Annotated in this window: 17 protein-coding genes and 1 tRNA gene; 7 read left to right on the forward strand and 11 right to left on the reverse strand. The window is 54.5% G+C overall.

The annotated features are described in order from the left end of the window. Positions 1-55: 55 nt before the first annotated feature. The 3 genes from AINA4_RS05475 to AINA4_RS05485 form a co-directional block, all read right to left on the reverse strand. The gene (locus AINA4_RS05475) at positions 56-2278 is read right to left on the reverse strand and encodes a heavy metal translocating P-type ATPase (RefSeq protein WP_281786479.1); all 2223 of its coding nucleotides are present in this window, start codon (positions 2276-2278) and stop codon (positions 56-58) included. A 104-nt stretch (positions 2279-2382) separates the two neighbouring features. Further along, on the reverse strand, positions 2383-2886 hold the full coding sequence (locus AINA4_RS05480; protein ID WP_281786480.1) for a hypothetical protein: 504 nt from the start codon (positions 2884-2886) through the stop codon (positions 2383-2385). Positions 2887-3021: 135 nt separating this feature from the next. Then, positions 3022-4509, reverse strand: a complete 1488-nt coding sequence (locus AINA4_RS05485) for an SDR family oxidoreductase (RefSeq protein WP_281786481.1) — start codon at positions 4507-4509, stop codon at positions 3022-3024. Between the two features lie 52 nt (positions 4510-4561). Between AINA4_RS05485 and AINA4_RS05490 the strand changes: the two genes are divergently transcribed. Beyond that, positions 4562-5551, forward strand: a complete 990-nt coding sequence (locus AINA4_RS05490) for an excalibur calcium-binding domain-containing protein (protein ID WP_281786482.1) — start codon at positions 4562-4564, stop codon at positions 5549-5551. A 280-nt stretch (positions 5552-5831) separates the two neighbouring features. On the opposite strand, the gene AINA4_RS05495 is transcribed toward AINA4_RS05490, so the two are convergent. Further along, on the reverse strand, positions 5832-6164 hold the full coding sequence (locus AINA4_RS05495) for a multidrug efflux SMR transporter (protein ID WP_280798656.1): 333 nt from the start codon (positions 6162-6164) through the stop codon (positions 5832-5834). Between the two features lie 9 nt (positions 6165-6173). Next, positions 6174-6959 (reverse strand): IclR family transcriptional regulator, encoded by a 786-nt coding sequence (locus AINA4_RS05500; protein ID WP_281786483.1) that lies wholly within the window; start codon positions 6957-6959, stop codon positions 6174-6176. 86 nt (positions 6960-7045) lie between these two features. Between AINA4_RS05500 and hutH the strand changes: the two genes are divergently transcribed. The 3 genes from hutH to hutI are packed head-to-tail and all read left to right on the forward strand — an operon-like array spanning position 7046 to position 11505. Beyond that, positions 7046-8590 carry a histidine ammonia-lyase gene (hutH, locus tag AINA4_RS05505; RefSeq protein ID WP_281786484.1) on the forward strand — a complete coding sequence of 515 codons (1545 nt, stop codon included), beginning with the start codon at positions 7046-7048 and terminating at the stop codon, positions 8588-8590. Between the two features lie 29 nt (positions 8591-8619). After that, a complete protein-coding gene (hutU, locus tag AINA4_RS05510; protein WP_281786485.1) occupies positions 8620-10278 on the forward strand; it encodes a urocanate hydratase in 1659 nt (552 codons plus the stop codon). 21 nt (positions 10279-10299) lie between these two features. Next, the gene (gene hutI / locus AINA4_RS05515) at positions 10300-11505 is read left to right on the forward strand and encodes an imidazolonepropionase (protein WP_281786486.1); all 1206 of its coding nucleotides are present in this window, start codon (positions 10300-10302) and stop codon (positions 11503-11505) included. On the opposite strand, the gene AINA4_RS05520 is transcribed toward hutI, so the two are convergent. Genes AINA4_RS05520 through AINA4_RS05530 form a run of 3 tightly spaced genes read right to left on the reverse strand, consistent with a single transcriptional unit; the run spans position 11492 to position 14203 of the window. Continuing rightward, entirely contained in the window at positions 11492-12448 is a 957-nt protein-coding gene (locus AINA4_RS05520) for an arginase family protein (RefSeq protein ID WP_281786487.1), read from the reverse strand. The genes hutI and AINA4_RS05520 overlap by 14 nt on opposite strands. Further along, complete coding sequence (locus AINA4_RS05525) at positions 12441-12794, reverse strand: SdpI family protein (protein WP_281786488.1); 354 nt, start codon at positions 12792-12794, stop codon at positions 12441-12443. The genes AINA4_RS05520 and AINA4_RS05525 overlap by 8 nt, the downstream gene beginning before the upstream one ends. A gap of 26 nt (positions 12795-12820) precedes the next feature. Then, on the reverse strand, positions 12821-14203 hold the full coding sequence (locus tag AINA4_RS05530) for an MBL fold metallo-hydrolase (RefSeq protein ID WP_281786489.1): 1383 nt from the start codon (positions 14201-14203) through the stop codon (positions 12821-12823). 74 nt (positions 14204-14277) lie between these two features. Between AINA4_RS05530 and AINA4_RS05535 the strand changes: the two genes are divergently transcribed. Further along, positions 14278-14351, forward strand: a tRNA-Met gene (locus AINA4_RS05535). A 66-nt stretch (positions 14352-14417) separates the two neighbouring features. Next, the gene (locus AINA4_RS05540) at positions 14418-15317 is read left to right on the forward strand and encodes an inositol monophosphatase family protein (RefSeq protein ID WP_281786490.1); all 900 of its coding nucleotides are present in this window, start codon (positions 14418-14420) and stop codon (positions 15315-15317) included. On the opposite strand, the gene AINA4_RS05545 is transcribed toward AINA4_RS05540, so the two are convergent. Then, entirely contained in the window at positions 15306-16214 is a 909-nt protein-coding gene (locus AINA4_RS05545) for an oxygenase MpaB family protein (RefSeq protein WP_281786491.1), read from the reverse strand. The two genes, AINA4_RS05540 and AINA4_RS05545, sit on opposite strands and share 12 nt — an antisense overlap. Next, positions 16211-16795: a flavin reductase family protein gene (locus tag AINA4_RS05550; protein ID WP_281786492.1), complete on the reverse strand. Its 585-nt coding sequence runs from the start codon at positions 16793-16795 to the stop codon at positions 16211-16213. The genes AINA4_RS05545 and AINA4_RS05550 overlap by 4 nt, the downstream gene beginning before the upstream one ends. Positions 16796-16852: 57 nt before the next feature. Here AINA4_RS05550 and AINA4_RS05555 point away from each other — a divergent pair, with 57 nt between their 5' ends. After that, positions 16853-17335, forward strand: coding sequence for a glutathione peroxidase (locus AINA4_RS05555; RefSeq protein ID WP_096380471.1), 483 nt, complete (start codon positions 16853-16855; stop codon positions 17333-17335). 68 nt (positions 17336-17403) lie between these two features. On the opposite strand, the gene AINA4_RS05560 is transcribed toward AINA4_RS05555, so the two are convergent. Continuing rightward, positions 17404-18189 (reverse strand): hypothetical protein, encoded by a 786-nt coding sequence (locus tag AINA4_RS05560; RefSeq protein ID WP_281786493.1) that lies wholly within the window; start codon positions 18187-18189, stop codon positions 17404-17406. Between the last annotated feature and the right edge of the window lie 50 nt (positions 18190-18239).

Here is an 18239-nt window from a genome sequence, read left to right on the forward strand (position 1 = left end):
TAAGTCAGGTCGACTTCACAGCCGGCGAGGTATTGCGTTGAGCAGTTAGTCCAATCTAACGTGCAAACCTGCGAAGTCGCAGTGAATTGAGCACAACAAACAAACTCGAGAACGCCATTGCTGCTCCCGCAAGCATGGGATTGAGGAATCCCAGCATTGCCAGCGGTATTGCTGCGACGTTATAGGCAAACGCCCAAAAGAGATTTCCGTAGATAATCCGCAGTGTTTTGCGCGAGAGCGCAAGGGCATCTGCGGCAGCACTGAGCGTTCCACGAATCAACGTGATGTCGCTAGCTGCAATGGCGACATCAGTTCCCGTGCCCATTGCAATGCCCAGATCTGACTGAGCTAACGCAGCGGCGTCGTTGACACCATCACCAATCATGGCCACTGCCCCACCACGCTTTTGTAAATCAGCGATGACCTGCAGCTTGCTCTCTGGAGTCGCTCCTGCGATGACACGAGTTATACCGACCTGTGCCGCTATGTGATGGGCGGCGTCTTCGTGATCGCCTGTCAACAGGATTGTTTCTAGCCCCATTTGATTGATGCGGGTAATCGCTGCAGCAGAATCTTCTTTGATGGTGTCTGCAACTGCCACAATGGCCTGCACTTTTCCATCCCAGCCAGCTAACACTGTGGTTGCTCCGCTGTGCCGAGCAGTCTCAAACTGAACGGCTTGAGTGTCAGAAAGAACCAGCTGGTGTTCTGCCATCCAGTTTTGTGTTCCCACAAAAACTTTGACTCCCTCAACAACGCCGGTGACACCCTGACCTGCCACAGAGGAGAATTCTGACACTGCAGGAAGCTTGAGCCCTACTGCTTTTGACACGATGGCATGAGCAATGGGGTGTTCCGAATGGGTTTCGAGGGCAGCAATAATTCTGAGAACATCATCGTGTGAACCTGTGGTGTGAATGCTGGTGACGCTCATCTGGCCGGTAGTGACAGTCCCTGTCTTATCCAAGACCACGGTCTTGATTCGGGCTGAACTTTCAATCGCGTCAGGGCCAGAAATGATGATTCCCATTTGCGCGGCTCGACCGGTACCCACCATCAAAGCCACGGGTGTAGCCAAACCGAGGGCACAGGGACAAGCAATAACTAAAACAGCAATGGCTGCCGTAAAGCCCACGGTCACTGGAGCCCCTGCAATCCACCATCCCAAGATGGTGAGCACAGCTAAACCGATCACGATGGGGACAAAGACGGCAGATATTCGGTCAGCAAGCTTTTGAACTGCAGCTTTATGTAGCTGTGCATCCTCAACAAGTATTGCAAGTTGAGCCATCCGGGTGTTTTGTCCAACCTGGGTCGCTCTGACGGTGAGTCGACCATCCAAGACAATGGTGGAGCCGGTGACGGCGCTTTCTGGACTTTTATCCACGGGAAGAGATTCACCGGTGAGTGAGCTCTCATCGACGGCAGCTTGCCCGTTAATCACCTCGCCGTCGGTGGCGATAATCTCACCTGGCTTGACAATGAATATGTCACCCACGGCTAACTGCTCTGCAGGAATTCTCTTCTCAACCCCGTCAACGAGGATGGTTGCTTCAGTAGCTTTGAGCTCACTCAAAGCGCGCAGTGCAGCGCTGGCACTGCGCTGTGAGCGCTCCTCCAGAAATCGTCCCAGAAGCAAGAACGTGGTGACGCCAGCTGCTGCTTCAAAGTAGATGTTGTGTGTGGGGTCTGACTGCCAGGCAAAGAGCTCCAGGGTGTGATGCATCCCAACCATGCCTGCCGCACCAAAAAAGAGCGCATAAACCGACCAGAAATAGGCAGCAAAGGTTCCCATGGTGATGAGGGTGTCCATCGTGAGAGTGCCATGACGCAGGTTCAAAAAAGTTGAACGGTGGAAAGGCCAGCCACAGAAAAAAACCACGGGGGTGGTCAGCAACAGCGAAATCCATTGCCAGTAACTAAATTGCCACGCCGGAACCATCGCCAAAACAATGACGGGAATCGACAGAACAATGGCGATGACCAGTCTTTCCAGCAGTGAAATCTTCCCAGGCTTAATGCCATGTTCGTGATGACTGTGGCTGTGCTGATCTGAAGCAGGAAGGGTGGCGATGTAGCCAATTTTGCTAACCTGTTTGACTAAATCTTCCGCGCTCACACCTTCTGGATATTCCACTTTGGCGCTGTTTGTCGCCAAATTGACGGCGGCATGAACACCAGGAAGTTCGCCCAAGCTTTTTTCGACACGGGAGACACAACTCGAACAGGTCATTCCCTCGATACCCAGAACGACGGTGGAGGTGGTCTTCTCAGCCATAGCCTCTTCTTTCCTCGCAACCTTCAACGTTCTGTGGTTCCAGAATATTCCTCGTTCAAACAAAGATGGCCGCCTCAATTGAGGCGGCCATCTGACGGGTTGTACTAGTTCGTTGTTGCAGGTGCTGGAGTAGTGGTGGGGTAACCCTCAGGAATGATGTCGTTACCGTTTGCATCATGCTCGTGAGGAACATTTCCTGGCATTGAGCCATCGGCTTCAAGTCCACCCTGTGCTCCGCCGGCCATACCAGCCTGTGGTCCGTGACCACGCTTACCTTCGTGACCGCCGCGGGGACCGTCACCGTCGTGGTCGCCATCCATGTGGCCGCCATCTCCAGGGAGCTGACCCGCGACACCTTCTGCCATTCCAACTGCGGGACGGCTGTTGTGATCAATCACGTTGGCAACTGCCATTCCGCCACCAAAAACTCCAGCAAGGAGGGCAACGCCTGCTGCTGAGATGCCTACGATGGCACCAGTTCCGAGACGGCGCTTGCGTCCCTCTTCAATTGGAGTCACGTTCTCGGCCTGCTCTGCGGTTGCTTCAGGTGCAGCAGGGGTAAATTCTGCTGGAGTTTCTACGTTGTCGTTGTTGTCGTTCTTGGGCATCTGCATGCCTCCTTCGTTTCGTATTGTGTGTTGTTCTGAGGGGGTTGGGATCCTCTGGCCTTGGGGCCGATAACTACACACTGCACACGCACCCTATGAGGACGCTATGAAACAGTTAAGGATGAGCACAGAGTTTTATTGAGCAGTTCGCTTTTCATATCTTTTGACTGCAGCTGCGGTGATTTTGTCTGCCATACCGTTGAAAATGATTCCGTGTGCGGGCAGAATCGACAGCCAATACAACCGGCCGCCCAAACCGCGAGGGAAGAAAATAGCGCGCTGTAGGTAGCGGGAAGAACCATCTGGTTGAGGTTCAGCACTGAGTTCAAGCCAGGCCAATCCAGGGACTTTCATTTCTGCACGTAAACGTAGGAAACGCCCGTGGTCTATGCGCTCCACACGCCACCAGTCGACCGAGTCCCCCACGCGAAGCTTTTCTGGGTTGCTGCGTCCACGGCGCAAACCGACACCACCGACGAGCTTGTCAGCAAATCCTCGAGCAGCCCACGCGATAGGCAGGGAATACCAGCCGTTCTCACCACCGATGCCTTCGATGATTGCCCACAAGTCTTCTGCTGGTGCCGCACAATCACGTTCTTTGATATCTAGATAAACCCGGTGGCCGGCCCAATCTGGGTCAGAGGGTAAAGGATCACTGGGAGCACCGTAGACACTGGCGTTTTGCCAGCTTGTCTCAATGTCACCTTCTTGCATTTTTCCTAGGGCAAGATGCACGGCACGACGGTAGGGCACGAGGCCTTCGGGTGGAGGCGGAATGATCTGGTCAACATCATGTTCGTTCATGATGCAGTCATGCTGAAGCGACGCAATGATGGGCACTGCGAGCGCTCTGGGAATCGGGGTAACCAAGTTCACCCATTGACTGGCCAAGTAGGGAGTGAGCACGGGAAGGCGCAAAATCGCACGTTCTTTCATGCCCGCTTCGAGGGCGTAGCCGTTCATCATGTCCGAATACTTCAGAACGTCGGGACCACCAATATCCAGTGTCCTGTTCACACTGGGCGGCAAATCAGCTGCCTTGATGAGGTAGTACATGACATCTCGCACAGCGATTGGCTGAATGAGATTACCCACCCACTTGGGAGCTGTCATGACGGGAAGAACATCAGTGAGGTGACGAATCATTTCAAAACTGGTTGAACCCGAACCAATAATCACACCGGCTTGCAATGCAACCGTGGGAACACCTGATTCGAGGAGTATTTCTCCCACCTCGGCACGCGAGCGCAGGTGCTTAGACAGCTCACCTTTGGAGGGGTGTAATCCACCCAAGTAAACAATTCTCTTGACGCCACACTCTTTGGCTGCGCGAGCAACGTTGTGTGCTCCGGTGATTTCTTTCGACTCAAAATCACCTTTCTCCCCCATGGCATGAACCAGGTAATAGAGAACGTCAATGTTCTTGCATGCTTCGGAGACAATCTCAGCATCAAGAAGGTTGCCTTCAACAATGTCTACCTGTGAGCGCCAGGGAACATCTTTGAGTTTGTCGGCATTACGCACCAGAACACGAACAGTGAAACCTGCCTCGAGGAGCCTGGGAACCAAACGTCCACCGATGTATCCGGTTGCCCCGGTAACGAGCGCGCGTTTTTTTGCCATGTGCTGACTCTACGCCTGAGTGTTGGTACCGTCATAGAGGGAGGGAGTGCGCGTGCAGAAGAACAAACGTATCTGGCTTGTCATTGGCCTCGTTTGCCTGTTTGTTTTAGTCGTGGGCTCCATTGCTTCCTCAGTCAATGCTGTTCGTTCGATGCAAACGGCGGTCACGGTTGATTCCCTGGAGCAAGCATTAGAAGCAAGCCCCACTCCAGTTGGCATTTCGGTTCCCACAGAAACTCCCACACCACCAGCAACCGCCATTCCTGAACTGACTCAGTCTGCTTCGGCTACCACGTCAGTTTTTGTCGCGATGCTTGCTGAACTTCCTCAAGACGATTCACCCGGTTCACACACCGGATATGACCGCGATTACTTCAATGCCTGGATTGATGCTGATGGAGATGGCTGCAACACCCGTGCTGAAGTGTTGCTGATGGAGTCACAAACAACTGTCTCTACCCGCGGGCGCTGCACCGTCACCACTGGTTCTTGGGTCTCGGTATATGACGGAGCTATGTTGACCGATGCAAGCCGTCTCGACATTGACCATTTCGTGCCACTGAATGAGGCCTGGGTCTCTGGCGCCTATGCCTGGGATAGCGCTACTAGGGTCCAATTTGGTAATGACTTGGGCTACGGTCCTTCACTGGTTGCTGTGACAGCGAGTTCCAACAGATCAAAAAGTGATCAAGATCCCGCGAGATGGATGCCGCCGGCACGAGGATACTTTTGTGATTATGCCGCCACTTGGGTTGCAGTGAAGTGGCGCTGGAGTTTGAGCGTGGACTCCCTAGAACGCATGGCATTGCAATCCGTTTTGAACGAGTGCACCTCTGTCTCCGTTGAGGTTCCACAGAAAGCCACCGTTGCGGCAGGTGCTGCCCCTGAGCCGGTTGCGCCAGTCTCAGACGGTGTCCTTGACCCGAATTATGGAACCTGCTCTCTCGCACAAGCAAACGGCGCAGGTCCCTATGTCCAGGGCGTTGACCCCGAATATGAGTGGTATCGCGATAGGGACAAAGACGGCGTGGTCTGCGAGTAGACAAGAAAAGAGCCCGACCTCTATCGAGGTCGAGCTCTTTGCGCTGTGTTGATGCTTACTTGCCGCCGCAGCACGCGCCGCCGCAGCAGCCGCCCTCTTCGCCGCCACCTAAGGTTGCGGAAGGGGTCTCAAGCTTGATGTTCGCGGTTGCCATATGGTCTCCTTTGTTGAAGGGCGACCGTCGGGGCTATCGAGCCTGACCGGTCGAGGTCTGTATTAAGTGTGCGCCTGTTTTGCTGTCAGGTCAATGTGGGAGCGGGGCATGTCGCCCAGAGCTTAATTAGCTGTGAGAACTTCCCATTTCCAACATGACCACTCCGACGATGATGAGTGCAAGTCCAATGAAACCCCAGACGTTGATGGTTTCCTTGAAGAGGAAGATTCCCATGATGGCAACAAGAGCAGTGCCACATCCTGCCCAGATACCGTATGCCACACCCATGCTGAGACCTTTTGAGAGCCCTAAACCCAGCGCAGTAAATGCGCCCAGGTATCCCACAATCACGAAAATGGTGGGCACAAGCTTGGTAAAGCCGTCACTCATTTTCAGTGAAATAGTCCCGATAACTTCACTGACGATAGCCACGGCTAGCAAAAGATACGCAACAACCATGTGTGTAGCTTAACTCGCTCCGTGGATACGGCGGCTCAGTTCCTGTGCTGTTGTCTTGATTTCGGGAAGGAGATGTTGAACTCGCAACTGGAGTTCTTCCTCCGTTGCGGAAACAGGAACGGGATAGGTCACCGCTATCGCTGCTGCTGGCCAGCCGAGGTGGTCTTTGACCACAACACCTACAGAGGCAAGACCATCAGTGATTTCGCTGCGTTCAGTGGAATAGCCCTGTTGAGCCGCCTGTGTCACCAGCGCTTTGAGTTCACGATAACTTTGCGGTCCGGCCAACCCCAATTCTTCTCGTTGGGTAAACACCACTGGATCTGAGTAGAGCGCTCGTAATTGTGCGGGTGGTAAGGCCGTAAGCAAAGCACGGCCAGACGCCGTGAGGTGCGCAGGAAGTCTCACTCCCACGTCTGTAATGAGTGAGGGTCGTCTGGCAGCGCGCTCCTCAACGACATAGAGAACATCGGTTCCGTGCAGAACAGCCAGGTGAGCTGACTCTCCGATGTGGTCGACCAGTTTGGCCAGCAGTGGTGCACCAAGTCGCGTCAACGGTTGTTGCCTCGAGTAGGAAGAGGAGAGCTCAAAGGCGGCTGGCCCTAAACCATAACGGCGCTCTTCTGGGATGTGCAGAGCAAATCCACGCTCGGTGAGAACGGTCAAGATTTGATACACAGAAGATCGCGGCAAAGATAATGCTGTTGCAATAGTTTGTGCGGGAACGGGTCCTCGCTGGTGGGCAAGAAACTCCAAAATACGCAGGGTCGAATCGGCTGCGGGAACTTTACTCACGACCCCAGTATGCCTTGTCTGTAATATCAGACACAAGGGGTGTTTTTGCCGTATTTATCGCAATCTTTTCAGTGTGAAATCAGTACATGAGTTCTGTAACTGTGGGCACTGGTGCCGTATCCATTGACGATGTCGTTGCTGTTGCGCGGTATGACGCACACATTGTGCTCGATGAAAAAGCACTTGAAGAGGTAGCACGATCTCGCGCCGTCATCGATGCACTGGCTTCAGACCCCAACCCGCACTATGGCATCTCTACCGGTTTCGGCGCACTGGCAACAACCTTTATTGAGTCCGACCGCCGAGCACAACTCCAGGCCTCACTCGTGCGCTCTCATGCGGCAGGCTCTGGGGAGGAAGTAGAGCGTGAAGTTATTCGCGCACTGATGCTCTTGCGTTTGTCGACTCTGATGACCGGCCGCACCGGCGTTCGCCCCATCGTTGCTCAAACCTATGCGGCCCTCATTAACGCCGGAATTACTCCCGTGGTTCGCGAATACGGTTCCCTGGGGTGCTCTGGTGATCTTGCTCCACTGTCCCACTGTGCTTTAGCAACCATGGGTGAAGGTGATGTGCGCAACGCTGAGGGCATTCTGATGCCCGCATCCCAAGCTCTCTCAGAGGCAGGAATCACTCCCCTCAAGCTGGAAGAGAAAGAAGGCTTAGCCCTCATCAATGGCACGGATGGCATGCTCGGCATGCTGGCACTGGCCATTACAGATCTCAAGATGCTGATGACCGCTGTGGATGTTTCTGCAGCGATGAGCATCGAAGGATTGATGGGAACTGACAAGGTCTTTGCCGCAGATTTGCACGCCCTGCGCCCTCAGGTTGGCCAAGGACAATCAGCAACCAACCTGCGCAATATCTTGGCTGACTCACCCATCGTGCACTCGCATGCAGGGCCTGAAGATGGTCGAGTGCAGGATGCCTATTCACTGCGGTGCTCGCCCCAAGTTCACGGTGGAGCTCGGGACACCATCGCTCACGCAGAACTCGTAGCCAACCGAGAACTCGCCTCTGCAGTAGACAACCCCGTGCTGACAGTTGATGGCCGTGTGGAAAGCAACGGTAACTTCCACGGTGCACCGGTTGCCTATGTATTGGACTTCCTTGCCATCGTCGCTGCTGATGTTGCGTCGATGAGTGAGCGCCGTACCGACCGCTTCCTCGATCGCTCACGTAACCAAGGACTGCCTCCCTTCCTCGCTCACGAAGTGGGTGTGGACTCAGGCCTCATGATTGCTCAATACACGGCTGCTGGTTTGGTTTCAGAAATGAAGAGGTTGGCAGTTCCCGCCTCGGCGGACTCCATCCCCTCCAGCGCCATGCAGGAAGACCACGTCTCAATGGGGTGGCATGCCGGACGCAAACTTCGTAAAGCAGTTGATGCCCTCTCACGCGTCATTGGTATTGAACTAATGACGGCCTCACGCGGTATTGACCTGCGTGCTCCGTTGCAACCTAGTCCCGTTACCGGCGCTGTGATCGCTGAACTACGCAAGAACGGTGTTGCTGGCCCCGGTGCAGACCGTTTCCTCTCCCCCGAAATTGAAACTGCTGCCGAGCTCACTCTTTCTGGCCGTGTCACAGCTGTAGCTCAGGCTGCCGCAACTACCCCACTGATCTGAACACCATAAATAAGCCCAAGGAGACCCTCATGACCTCAGGACCACGCACCGTTCGTGCCGCACGCGGAAACACACTCACCGCCAAAAGCTGGCAGACAGAAGCCCCCATGCGCATGCTCATGAACAACCTTGACCCTGAGGTTGCTGAACACCCCGAGAAACTTGTTGTGTATGGAGGCACTGGTAAAGCTGCCCGTACCTGGGAAGCATATGACGCCATCGTGCGCACGCTTGAGACACTCGACTCTGACGAAACCCTCTTGGTCCAGTCCGGCAAGCCTGTTGGTGTATTCCGCACCAATGAGTGGGCTCCTCGTGTGCTCATTGCCAACTCCAACCTCGTGGGTGACTGGGCAAACTGGCCAGAATTTCGCCGTCTCGAGGCCGAAGGCCTCACCATGTACGGCCAGATGACCGCAGGTTCCTGGATCTACATCGGAACCCAAGGAATTTTGCAAGGAACCTACGAAACATTCGGTGCTGTTGCTCGTCAACACTTCGGTGGAACTCTCGCTGGAACTCTCACCCTGACCGGTGGCTGCGGTGGCATGGGTGGCGCACAGCCCCTGGCCGTCACCATGAATGACGGTGTTGTGCTCATCGTGGACGTGGACGCTACCCGTCTCCAGCGTCGTGTTGAACACGGTTACCTCGATGAGATGACCCATGACCTCGATGATGCGATTGCTCGTGTTCTGGCAGCTAAGGAATCCAAGACTCCCTTGTCTGTAGGAATTGTTGGCAATGCAGCTGATGTCTTCACTGAGTTACTGGAGCGCAAAGTTCCTATCGACATCGTGACGGACCAAACAAGTGCACACGACCCCCTCTCTTACCTTCCTGAAGGTGTCTCGGTTGAGGAATGGCACAAGAAGGCAGAACAGGATGCTGCGTGGTTCACTGAGCACTCCCGTGCTGCAATGGCGAAGCAGGTCAAAGCCATGGTTGAGTTCCAGGATGCTGGAGCCATTGTCTTCGACTACGGAAACTCGATTCGTGCCGAAGCCAAGCTCGGTGGTTATGACCGCGCATTTGACTTCCCCGGCTTCGTGCCCGCCTATATTCGTCCACTCTTTTGTGAGGGTAACGGTCCATTCCGCTGGGCAGCTCTCTCCGGAGACCCAGAAGACATTGCCAAGACCGACAAAGCCATCATGGAACTCTTCCCCGAGAATGAGCACCTCAAGCGATGGATCACTAAGGCAGGCGAAAAGGTTCACTTCGAAGGTTTGCCTGCGCGCATTTGTTGGTTGGGCTACAAAGAACGCCACCTGGCAGGCCTGAAGTTCAATGAGATGGTCGCCTCTGGTGAGCTCTCCGCACCGATCGTGATTGGTCGGGACCACCTCGACTCAGGTTCGGTTGCTTCCCCCTACCGCGAAACCGAAGCCATGAAAGATGGCTCGGATGCTATCGCTGACTGGCCTTTGCTTAACGCCCTGCTCAACACAGCATCCGGTGCAACCTGGGTTTCTTTGCACCACGGCGGTGGTGTTGGTATTGGCCGGTCCATCCACTGTGGTCAGGTCACTGTTGCCGATGGAACCGAACTGGCGGCCCAGAAACTCGAACGCGTTCTCACCAATGACCCCGGTACTGGTGTCATGCGTCACGTTGATGCTGGTTACGAGCGTGCCGAAGAGCTCGCTCGTGAGCGTGGTCTGCGTGTTCCAATGTGGGAAAACTAACAGGTAAGTAAGCTCACCATCATGTCTCGCACGCTATTCACCAACATCGGTTTGCTCGTGACGAACAATCCGAAAGAAGCGGCACGTGCCGGTGGAACGGACTCCCCTACTGGCGAGATCCGTGACGCCGCCATGATTGTTGACAACGGTGTGGTGGCGTGGGTCGGCAAAGCAGCAGATGCCGAAACCGGTGGCGGTTTCGACATTGACGCTGTGGTCAATGTGCATGGAAACACGCTCATTCCAGGGTTTGTTGATTCTCACTCTCACCTCGTTTTTGCCGGGGATCGCTCTGCAGAGTTTGCTTCACGCATGGAAGGAACACCATATGCCGCAGGCGGCATACGTTCAACCGTTGCGGCAACACGTGCTGCCTCCGAAGAGAGTTTGCGCGAGCACGTTGCTTCGCTGGTCAAAGAAATGCACTCTCAGGGCACCACGACCATCGAAATCAAGTCAGGATACGGACTAGACGTTGCAACCGAAGAACGATTGGTGCGCCTGGCCAGAGAAGTCACCGAGGAAGTGACCTTTTTAGGTGCGCATGTGGTTCCTGCAGAGTTTGCCGACTCCCGTGATGACTATGTTGAGCTCGTGACGGGCGAAATGCTTGCAGCGTGTGCACCATATTCCAAGTGGATTGATGTTTTTTGTGAAAAAGGTGCTTTCACGGTGGAGGAAACCAGGCGTATCTTGACTGCCGGAATAGCCGCAGGACTCCAACCTCGCGTGCACGCGTCACAACTTGGCCCCGGCGAAGGTGTTGCCTTGGCCGTTGAGCTAGGTGCTGCTTCTGTGGATCACTGCACCTATCTCACTGAGGAAGATATCTCAGCCCTGGCAGGTTCCAGCACAGTTGCCACTTTGCTTCCTGGTGTGGAATTCTCTACCAAACAGCCCTACCCTTCTGGTCGTGCACTCATTGATGCGGGTGTGACAGTTGCTCTATCCACAGACTGCAACCCAGGATCTAGCTTCACTTCTTCTATGCCGTTTTGTATTGCTATAGCGGTGCGGGAAATGGGCATGAGCCCAGCAGAAGCCCTCTGGGCCTCCACAGCCGGAGGAGCACAGGCTCTGCGTCGGAATGATGTGGGCAGCCTCTCGGTCGGAATGCGCGCAGACATTGCCGAGATCAATGCACCCAGCTACATTCACCTTGCCTATCGTCCCGGTGTCCCCCTGATTGGCCGGGTGTGGAAAGACGGAGAACTTATCGCTGGCTAACGCCGGCAACTGCCTCCAGAACACACAGTGCCGCGAGGCGAACAGTTCTGCCGTCTGGCGAATCTGTGGTGGCATCTATTTCGGTCAGGTCCAATGATCGAACCTGAGGGTGAGCCGCAGCGATACGGGCAACCTGGCGCAGTTCATAGGCACTGATACCGCCGGGAACACTAGCTGGGCAGGCCGGGGCAACAGATCGATCACACACGTCCACATCCAGATCAACATGGACTGGACCGCCTGCGGCACCGGCAATAGCGAGTGCCTCGCTCATAATCTCAGCGAGAGGTCGTCGGGCAAGTTCATCACGGTGAATCACCGTGATACCTAGCTCATGAGCCCTGCGAGCATAGGCAACAGAGTTGGCAAAATCTTGAATGCCGATTTGCACAATGCGTTGAGGATTCAAACCCGCCTCAATCAGTCTGCGCACGGGTGAGCCATTGCTGACCCCATCACGCAGGTCATAGTGGGCGTCTAAAGTAATCAAACCTGCAGTTGAGAGGTCGCTCCCCCATGCCCCCAGCGCAGCAGCTACTGTGACGGAGTTATCGCCACCTAGAGCAATGACAAGCTCTGAGGCTTTGGCGGCATCTGCCATCACTGCAATAGTTCGCGCTTCACCTGCCGGAGAATCAGGGTCGGCAACATTGCCAAAATCTGCCACGGTGAGCTCTTCCAAATTCACAATGTCTGGGTTATTGCGCACACCCTTCTCAGGCAGGCGGCGATCCTGCATGAGTGCAGGAGAGTAACGAAAAAGTGCAGAACGAATAGCGTCAGGGGTTTCGTGAGCATTAGTTGCGCTCAATGAAGTTTGTGAAGCGGGAACACCGACTAAGGAAACATCAATCCGAGATCCCGCGGATAATTCAGAAGGGGCTGGCCATCCGCCAGCTCGAGGCCAGAGGGGGTCGTGAGACAAGCCAGAAGGTTTAGTCATTGTCGGCAGCTTTCGCGGCTTTCTGGCCTTGAACACCGGCAAAAATCACACCCACCAGCAATGCTCCCAGTGCGACCTGGACGAGATACGTCTGGAATTGCGCGGGCAGGAAAAGGGCAACAATCATCAAGGTTGCATTGGCCAAAGCGGTATCCCGCATGATGGGGTACGCCACCACGTGAGCAGCCAACCATGTTTTTTCATTCTTACGGGTAGCTTTTGTTCGGATACCCGCCCACGCGTTGGGCCCTACTTTGCCCGATGCGGCTCGAGCAACCACAACATAAAGAATCACATCCGCCACTAGCGAAAGTGCAACGACGAGGTACAGAGTGCCGGAATCCATAGCTCTAGGCTACTTTGTCTTTACCCTTATTGCGGGTTCGAAAGATCAATGCTTTCACCATGTTCAGGTGCCCGAACATTCCATTTCAACTCGGACGCAATCCGAAAACGCATCCGGTCTGCCGCATCCATTTCACCGTGTGTGACATAGGTCATTTTTGGGGCACGCGGGGCAGTGTGCATCCAATCCAGGAGCTCATCCGCGTCTGCGTGGCCTGACATGCTCTCAAGCTGAATCACCTGCGCGCGAATGGGCACATCTCGACCGTGAATTCTCAGTGAGGTTGCTCCTCCAGCTAAGAGGGCCCCGCGGGTTCCCCCTGCCTGATAGCCAGAGATAAGTATGAGGTTGTTGGGATCATCCCCGAAAGCAACCAGGTGATGGAGCACGCGACCACCGGTCATCATGCCGGAGGCAGCAATGATAATCATGGGGCCATGACGTTCATTGAGCTTCTTCGATTCTTCAACGGTGCCAACCATATGAGCAACGTCATAAACGGCTTCAAATTCGTCAGCGGGAATAGTGTGCTCATCTTGATGCTTGTGATACATCCGTGTTGCACTCGCCGCCATGGGGCTGTTGACATAGATAGGTACGCGAGGAATCTCGCCACGATCCATCAAACGCCAGATATGAAGCATCAGTCCCTGAGTTCTTCCCACGGCAAAGGCGGGAATTACAACGACACCGCCACGATCAAGCGTGGGCTTGAGTGCAGGGCCAAGTTCTTTCTCGGGATCGATATTGGGGTGACTGCGATTACCGTACGTGGATTCAGTAATGAGAATGTCTGCACCCTCAAATGCACGTGGAGGTTTCATCAGCGGGTCATGCTGCCGTCCCATATCTCCCGTGAAATGCAGGCTGGTTCCAGCAACCTCGATGTGCAATTGGGATGCACCCAAAATATGTCCTGCGGGAAGGAAAGTGGCCTTCACACCTGGGACAACCTCGAGTACTTCATCAAACTCTGCAGTACGGAACTGTGACAGGGCCTGTTCCACATCTTGCACCGTATAGAGAGGCTTTGGTGGGGTGTGCTTGGAATACCCCTTCCTGGCGGCATGGGTAGCCTCTTCTTCCAAGAGGTGGGCACTGTCTGGAAGCAAAATGGAACACAACTCTGCAGTTCCTGTTGTGGCGATGATGTTACCGCGGAAACCATCACGCACGAGCGCGGGAACATATCCTGAATGGTCCAAGTGTGCGTGGCTAAGCAAGACCACATCAATGGTGTCAGGCGGCACTGGGAAGGGCTCGCGGTTACGTTCGCGTAAAGACTTGTATCCCTGAAACAGGCCACAATCGACCAGAATGCGTTTGCCACCGGTTTCAATCAGGTACTTACTTCCGGTAACCGTCTCAGTTCCCCCAAGAAAGCGCAGTGTGTGTTCAGGCTTTGTCATAACTTTCACACTACGCCTGTGGTGCTGGCCGTGGTCTGTGGACCTTCCGGACCGTGGTAAAGTTGAACAACCGACGCGGGGTGGAGCAGCTCGGTAGCTCGCTGGGCTCATAACCCAGAGGTCGCAGGTTCAAATCCTGTCCCCGCAACAAAAAGAGAATGCCCTTCCGGTTTGGAAGGGCATTCTTATTTTTGAAGCCGGGTATCGTGGAAGCGTGACCAGAAGCCACTACACCCTCAATGAAGACCTCCAGCTCGCCTTGCAACTAGCTGATGCCGCTGATGAGATTTCTCGCGCACGCTATCTCGCCCTCGATCTCGAGGTGACGACGAAGCCAGATAAGACTCCTGTCACTGATGCAGATCGCGCTGTGGAAAAAGCCATTATCGACATTCTTGCTCGCGAGCGCGGCTCGGACTACATGCTGGGTGAAGAGTTTGGTGAACAAGAAGGAACCGTTTCTGAACACCCCACTGCAACGGCAGATCATCCTCACCGCCAGTGGATCATTGACCCTATTGACGGGACGTCGAACTTCTTGCGCGGTGTTCCTGTCTGGGCAACTCTGATTGCCCTTGCCATCGATGGCGAACCTGTGCTGGGCGTGGTGAGTGCACCTGCTTTGGGCAAACGTTGGTGGGGCTCAAAGGGTAATGGTGCGTGGGTTGATGAATCTCACGACCCTCTGGCAAACATTCCCCTCCCCGATGATCTCGCCAATGTTCTCGAGCAACCTATGGTTGCCGTGGCAGAACCTCGCCGTCTCGAAGTTTCGGGAGTATCTAAGCTCGCTGATGCCAGCATCAGCTACAACTCGTTGCAGCAATGGGACCAGGCAGGCTACCTGGATGAGCTCGTTGGGCTCAGCCGGAAAGTGTGGCGTACTCGCGCCTACGGTGACATGTGGTCTTACATGATGGTTGCCGAGGGCATCTTGGATGTAGCGGGAGAGTTTGATCTCAAGCCGTATGACATGGCTGCTTTGATGCCGATTGTGACTGAAGCAGGTGGGACTTTCACCTCTATCGATGGCCACGCGGATGTCTGGCACGGGAGTGCTTTAGCTACCAATGGTGCTCTTCACGCTGCCGTGCTTGCTGAGCTAGCTCGCTAGTTTTCCTTCAGCTTCCAAACGGGCAATTCGGGTACGAGCTGCATCCTCTGAGGTTGAGGAGGGTCCCAATAACGATCTCAGCATTTTCAAAATGACTCCGGTGAGCCAGGATGCTGGCCACCAGGGTTTCTTCAGGCCTAAAATCTGACGGTATTCGTCGGGGATGCTTTCCACTGCCCCAGCAAACATGATGCGATAAAAAGGCATCATGCTGCGACGTAATGGTGGCTTACGCAAGAAAGCAATTGTTTCCTCAACGCGTTCGTCATGCTTGAGCACACCATCGGTGTTGAACTTGTGCAATGCAGCAATAAGTTCTTTCTCCGAGCGCGGTGGATTTGCTACGCCAACGAGCTCTCCTGCGATGGACCATTCAGAAACATACTGGTCAGCACCACCCGGGATAGGGTCTCCCCAGGCTTGGTGACAGCCCAAGAAGGCGTCCGTAAAGACCACATGCACCCAATACAACAGCTCTGGATCACCTGCGGAGTATGTGCGCTCGACACCTTGAGCGTCGATGTAAGTGCCTTTCACGCGATCGTGGAACTTAGCCACCCGGGAAGATTCGTGTTCAGCGAGCTGAGTGTCGCCAAAGGTGACCGTGATGAGCCACTGAATTGTCCCTGCCAGACGCCCCAAGGGGTCTTCTTTGTAGCGTGACCAGTCGTGAACTCCAGCCATGGCGCCCGGGTGCAGTGTTTGCATAAGCAAGGCCCGAATACCGGCAACCATGGTTGGCATGCCACCGTGCACTGCCCACGATGCTGATCCTGGGCCAAAGAAACCGACATCGTCGCCATCTTCGATGTTCTTCACCCAATAGGGTGTGCCCTGCGTATCCCCGGAGAAGGTCTCCAGCAGATGCGAACGGATACTTTCGCTAAACCGACTCATGCCTCAAGCTTCGAATTGCTGTCGAGTTTGTGCCAGGTGCGGTTGTGGTACACCAGAGGGTGAGCAGAGCTGGCGTCCAGTTCTGCACTTCCTCCCTCAGGCGTTTTCGCTTCAAGCGCTTCAATCAAGAACACGGTGGAATTTCCTGCTTTGAGTTTGTTCACTGTCCGGCCTCGAATCCACGCGTGAGCTTCGGAATAGACGGTTTCACCGGTAGGAAGCTTCTCCAACGGAATGTTTTCTGGGAAGCGATTGGCCCCACTGGTTGCGGCGAGTTTGGCCAGGTGGAGTTGGCCAGCACCTAAGAGATGAATAACGACAGTCTTTGCTTCGGTGATGGTTGGTGTTGCAGAAGATTGCGCTGAGGCGGAGAAGACCAGCAGGGGTGGTTCTGCACTGACGGAAAACACACTGGTGACCGTCATTGCCACAGGTCCGTTGCCCGCATCAGCGGTGACGATAGCTACACCAGCTGGGTGGTTGCGGAAAGCAAGCTTGAACTCATCAGCAGAGAGCACCTCAACATCATGGGGTGGGTCGATAATGCCGTCGTGAATTATCGGCAAGTTCTCTGAGGGCATACTGTGAGTCATAGTTTCTCCATTGTTTCACTGTTCACACAGAGCTAGCCTGTAAATATGAGCCTCAACGACATAGCCTTGACCACTCTTGATGGAAAACCCACAACGTTCGGAGCTTATTCCGACAAAGTTGTCTTGGTGGTGAACGTTGCTTCCCGATGTGGACTTTCACCCCAATACCAGCAGCTTGAGGAACTTCAAGAGAAATATGGTTCTCGCGGTTTCACCGTACTGGGAGTGCCTTCTAACCAGTTTTTGCAAGAGCTCAAGACGAGTGATGACATAGCTGAGTACTGCTCCACCACGTGGGGTGTGACCTTCCCCATGACGGAGAAGGTCAGTGTCAACGGGCGCAAACGCCATCCGCTTTATGTTGAACTTGTCAAAGCCAAGGACGCATCTGGCAAAGCAGGTCCTGTGATGTGGAACTTTGAAAAATTCCTTGTTCTTCCTTCTGGCGAGATAAAGCGCTTCCGCCCCACCACTAAACCAGATGATCCTGCCATCATCGCGGCCATCGAAGCTGCGCTACCGCAGTAAAAAACCTTTTCTCAACAGGTGAGCCCCCGAGCAATGCTCGGGGGCTCACTAATGTTACGAGCGAAGAATTACATCTTCTCCGCTTCAGGGTCTTTCACGCCTTCTTCGACAATGCCCTGGGCAAGAAGTGCCAAACGGCGCTCTTCGAGACGACGTTCGAACTCCTTCTGGCCCGCAGCAATGAAGTCCGCATCAAGTGGGTAGTTCTCAACACGAGGCTTACCGTGGTACTTGGAGACGTAAGCGTCAAGTTCTGGACCAGATTCCCATGAGGTGATCAGGCAGTAACGTGGCTCGTCACCCTGGTGCCACACGGCATGCCAGAAGCGCTGAGTGTCTACAATCAGCTGGGCACCTGCAGGAAGAGGAATACGAATCTCGGTCGAAGGGTCCAAACGGTCTTCGCGCAAAATCATCATCGAGTCTGGGTTGTCAGAGAGGTTGAAGAATCCACGAACAATCCAGCCGGTTCCGTCTGGGTTGAGACGGTTGTTGTCGTCCTGGTGCATGTTGTACAAGGCGTCAGAGTACTTGTTGGGCTGAAGCTCAATCACACGGCAACGGCCGACGTTAGCTCCGGGCTCCTGTGCACGCTTGGTGAGGATAGGTGCCTTCTCTACCTGGGAATCAATCCACACACCGTCTTTATCGGTGCGGGGAGGGGTGTGGTTCCAGAAACCATTGCACTCAATCTCACCAAAGGCAGAAGCCAGTGGAGCGAAACGAGTAACGCCCGAAGACCTCCAGTCGACATACTCAATGTCGAGCCATTCCTTCGGGTCAGCGGCCTGGTCGTAGCTGTCGAGAACGACATAACCAGTTTCTTCGAATGCCTTGAGGCGGTTGTATCCCATGAGGTGGGTCCCTTTCGTAACGAGCGCACACGTTTTTATACGCTCAACTA

Origin of the sequence: Aurantimicrobium sp. INA4, assembly GCF_027924525.1 — a bacterium.
GTDB lineage: Bacteria > Actinomycetota > Actinomycetes > Actinomycetales > Microbacteriaceae > Aurantimicrobium.

Excerpts from the sequence above, each read along its gene's own strand:
- AINA4_RS05530 (WP_281786489.1), bottom strand. The coding sequence starts at position 14,203 with ATGACAAAGCCTGAACACACACTGCGCTTTCTTGGGGGAACTGAGACG.
- AINA4_RS05550 (WP_281786492.1), bottom strand. The coding sequence starts at position 16,795 with ATGCCCTCAGAGAACTTGCCGATAATTCACGACGGCATTATCGACCCA.
- AINA4_RS05520 (WP_281786487.1), bottom strand. The coding sequence starts at position 12,448 with ATGACTAAACCTTCTGGCTTGTCTCACGACCCCCTCTGGCCTCGAGCT.
- AINA4_RS05560 (WP_281786493.1), bottom strand. The coding sequence starts at position 18,189 with ATGGGATACAACCGCCTCAAGGCATTCGAAGAAACTGGTTATGTCGTT.
- AINA4_RS05480 (WP_281786480.1), bottom strand. The coding sequence starts at position 2,886 with ATGCCCAAGAACGACAACAACGACAACGTAGAAACTCCAGCAGAATTT.
- AINA4_RS05525 (WP_281786488.1), bottom strand. The coding sequence starts at position 12,794 with ATGGATTCCGGCACTCTGTACCTCGTCGTTGCACTTTCGCTAGTGGCG.
- AINA4_RS05495 (WP_280798656.1), bottom strand. The coding sequence starts at position 6,164 with ATGGTTGTTGCGTATCTTTTGCTAGCCGTGGCTATCGTCAGTGAAGTT.
- hutU (WP_281786485.1), top strand. The coding sequence starts at position 8,620 with ATGACCTCAGGACCACGCACCGTTCGTGCCGCACGCGGAAACACACTC.
- AINA4_RS05545 (WP_281786491.1), bottom strand. The coding sequence starts at position 16,214 with ATGAGTCGGTTTAGCGAAAGTATCCGTTCGCATCTGCTGGAGACCTTC.
- AINA4_RS05475 (WP_281786479.1), bottom strand. The coding sequence starts at position 2,278 with ATGGCTGAGAAGACCACCTCCACCGTCGTTCTGGGTATCGAGGGAATG.
- hutH (WP_281786484.1), top strand. The coding sequence starts at position 7,046 with ATGAGTTCTGTAACTGTGGGCACTGGTGCCGTATCCATTGACGATGTC.
- hutI (WP_281786486.1), top strand. The coding sequence starts at position 10,300 with ATGTCTCGCACGCTATTCACCAACATCGGTTTGCTCGTGACGAACAAT.
- AINA4_RS05485 (WP_281786481.1), bottom strand. The coding sequence starts at position 4,509 with ATGGCAAAAAAACGCGCGCTCGTTACCGGGGCAACCGGATACATCGGT.
- AINA4_RS05555 (WP_096380471.1), top strand. The coding sequence starts at position 16,853 with ATGAGCCTCAACGACATAGCCTTGACCACTCTTGATGGAAAACCCACA.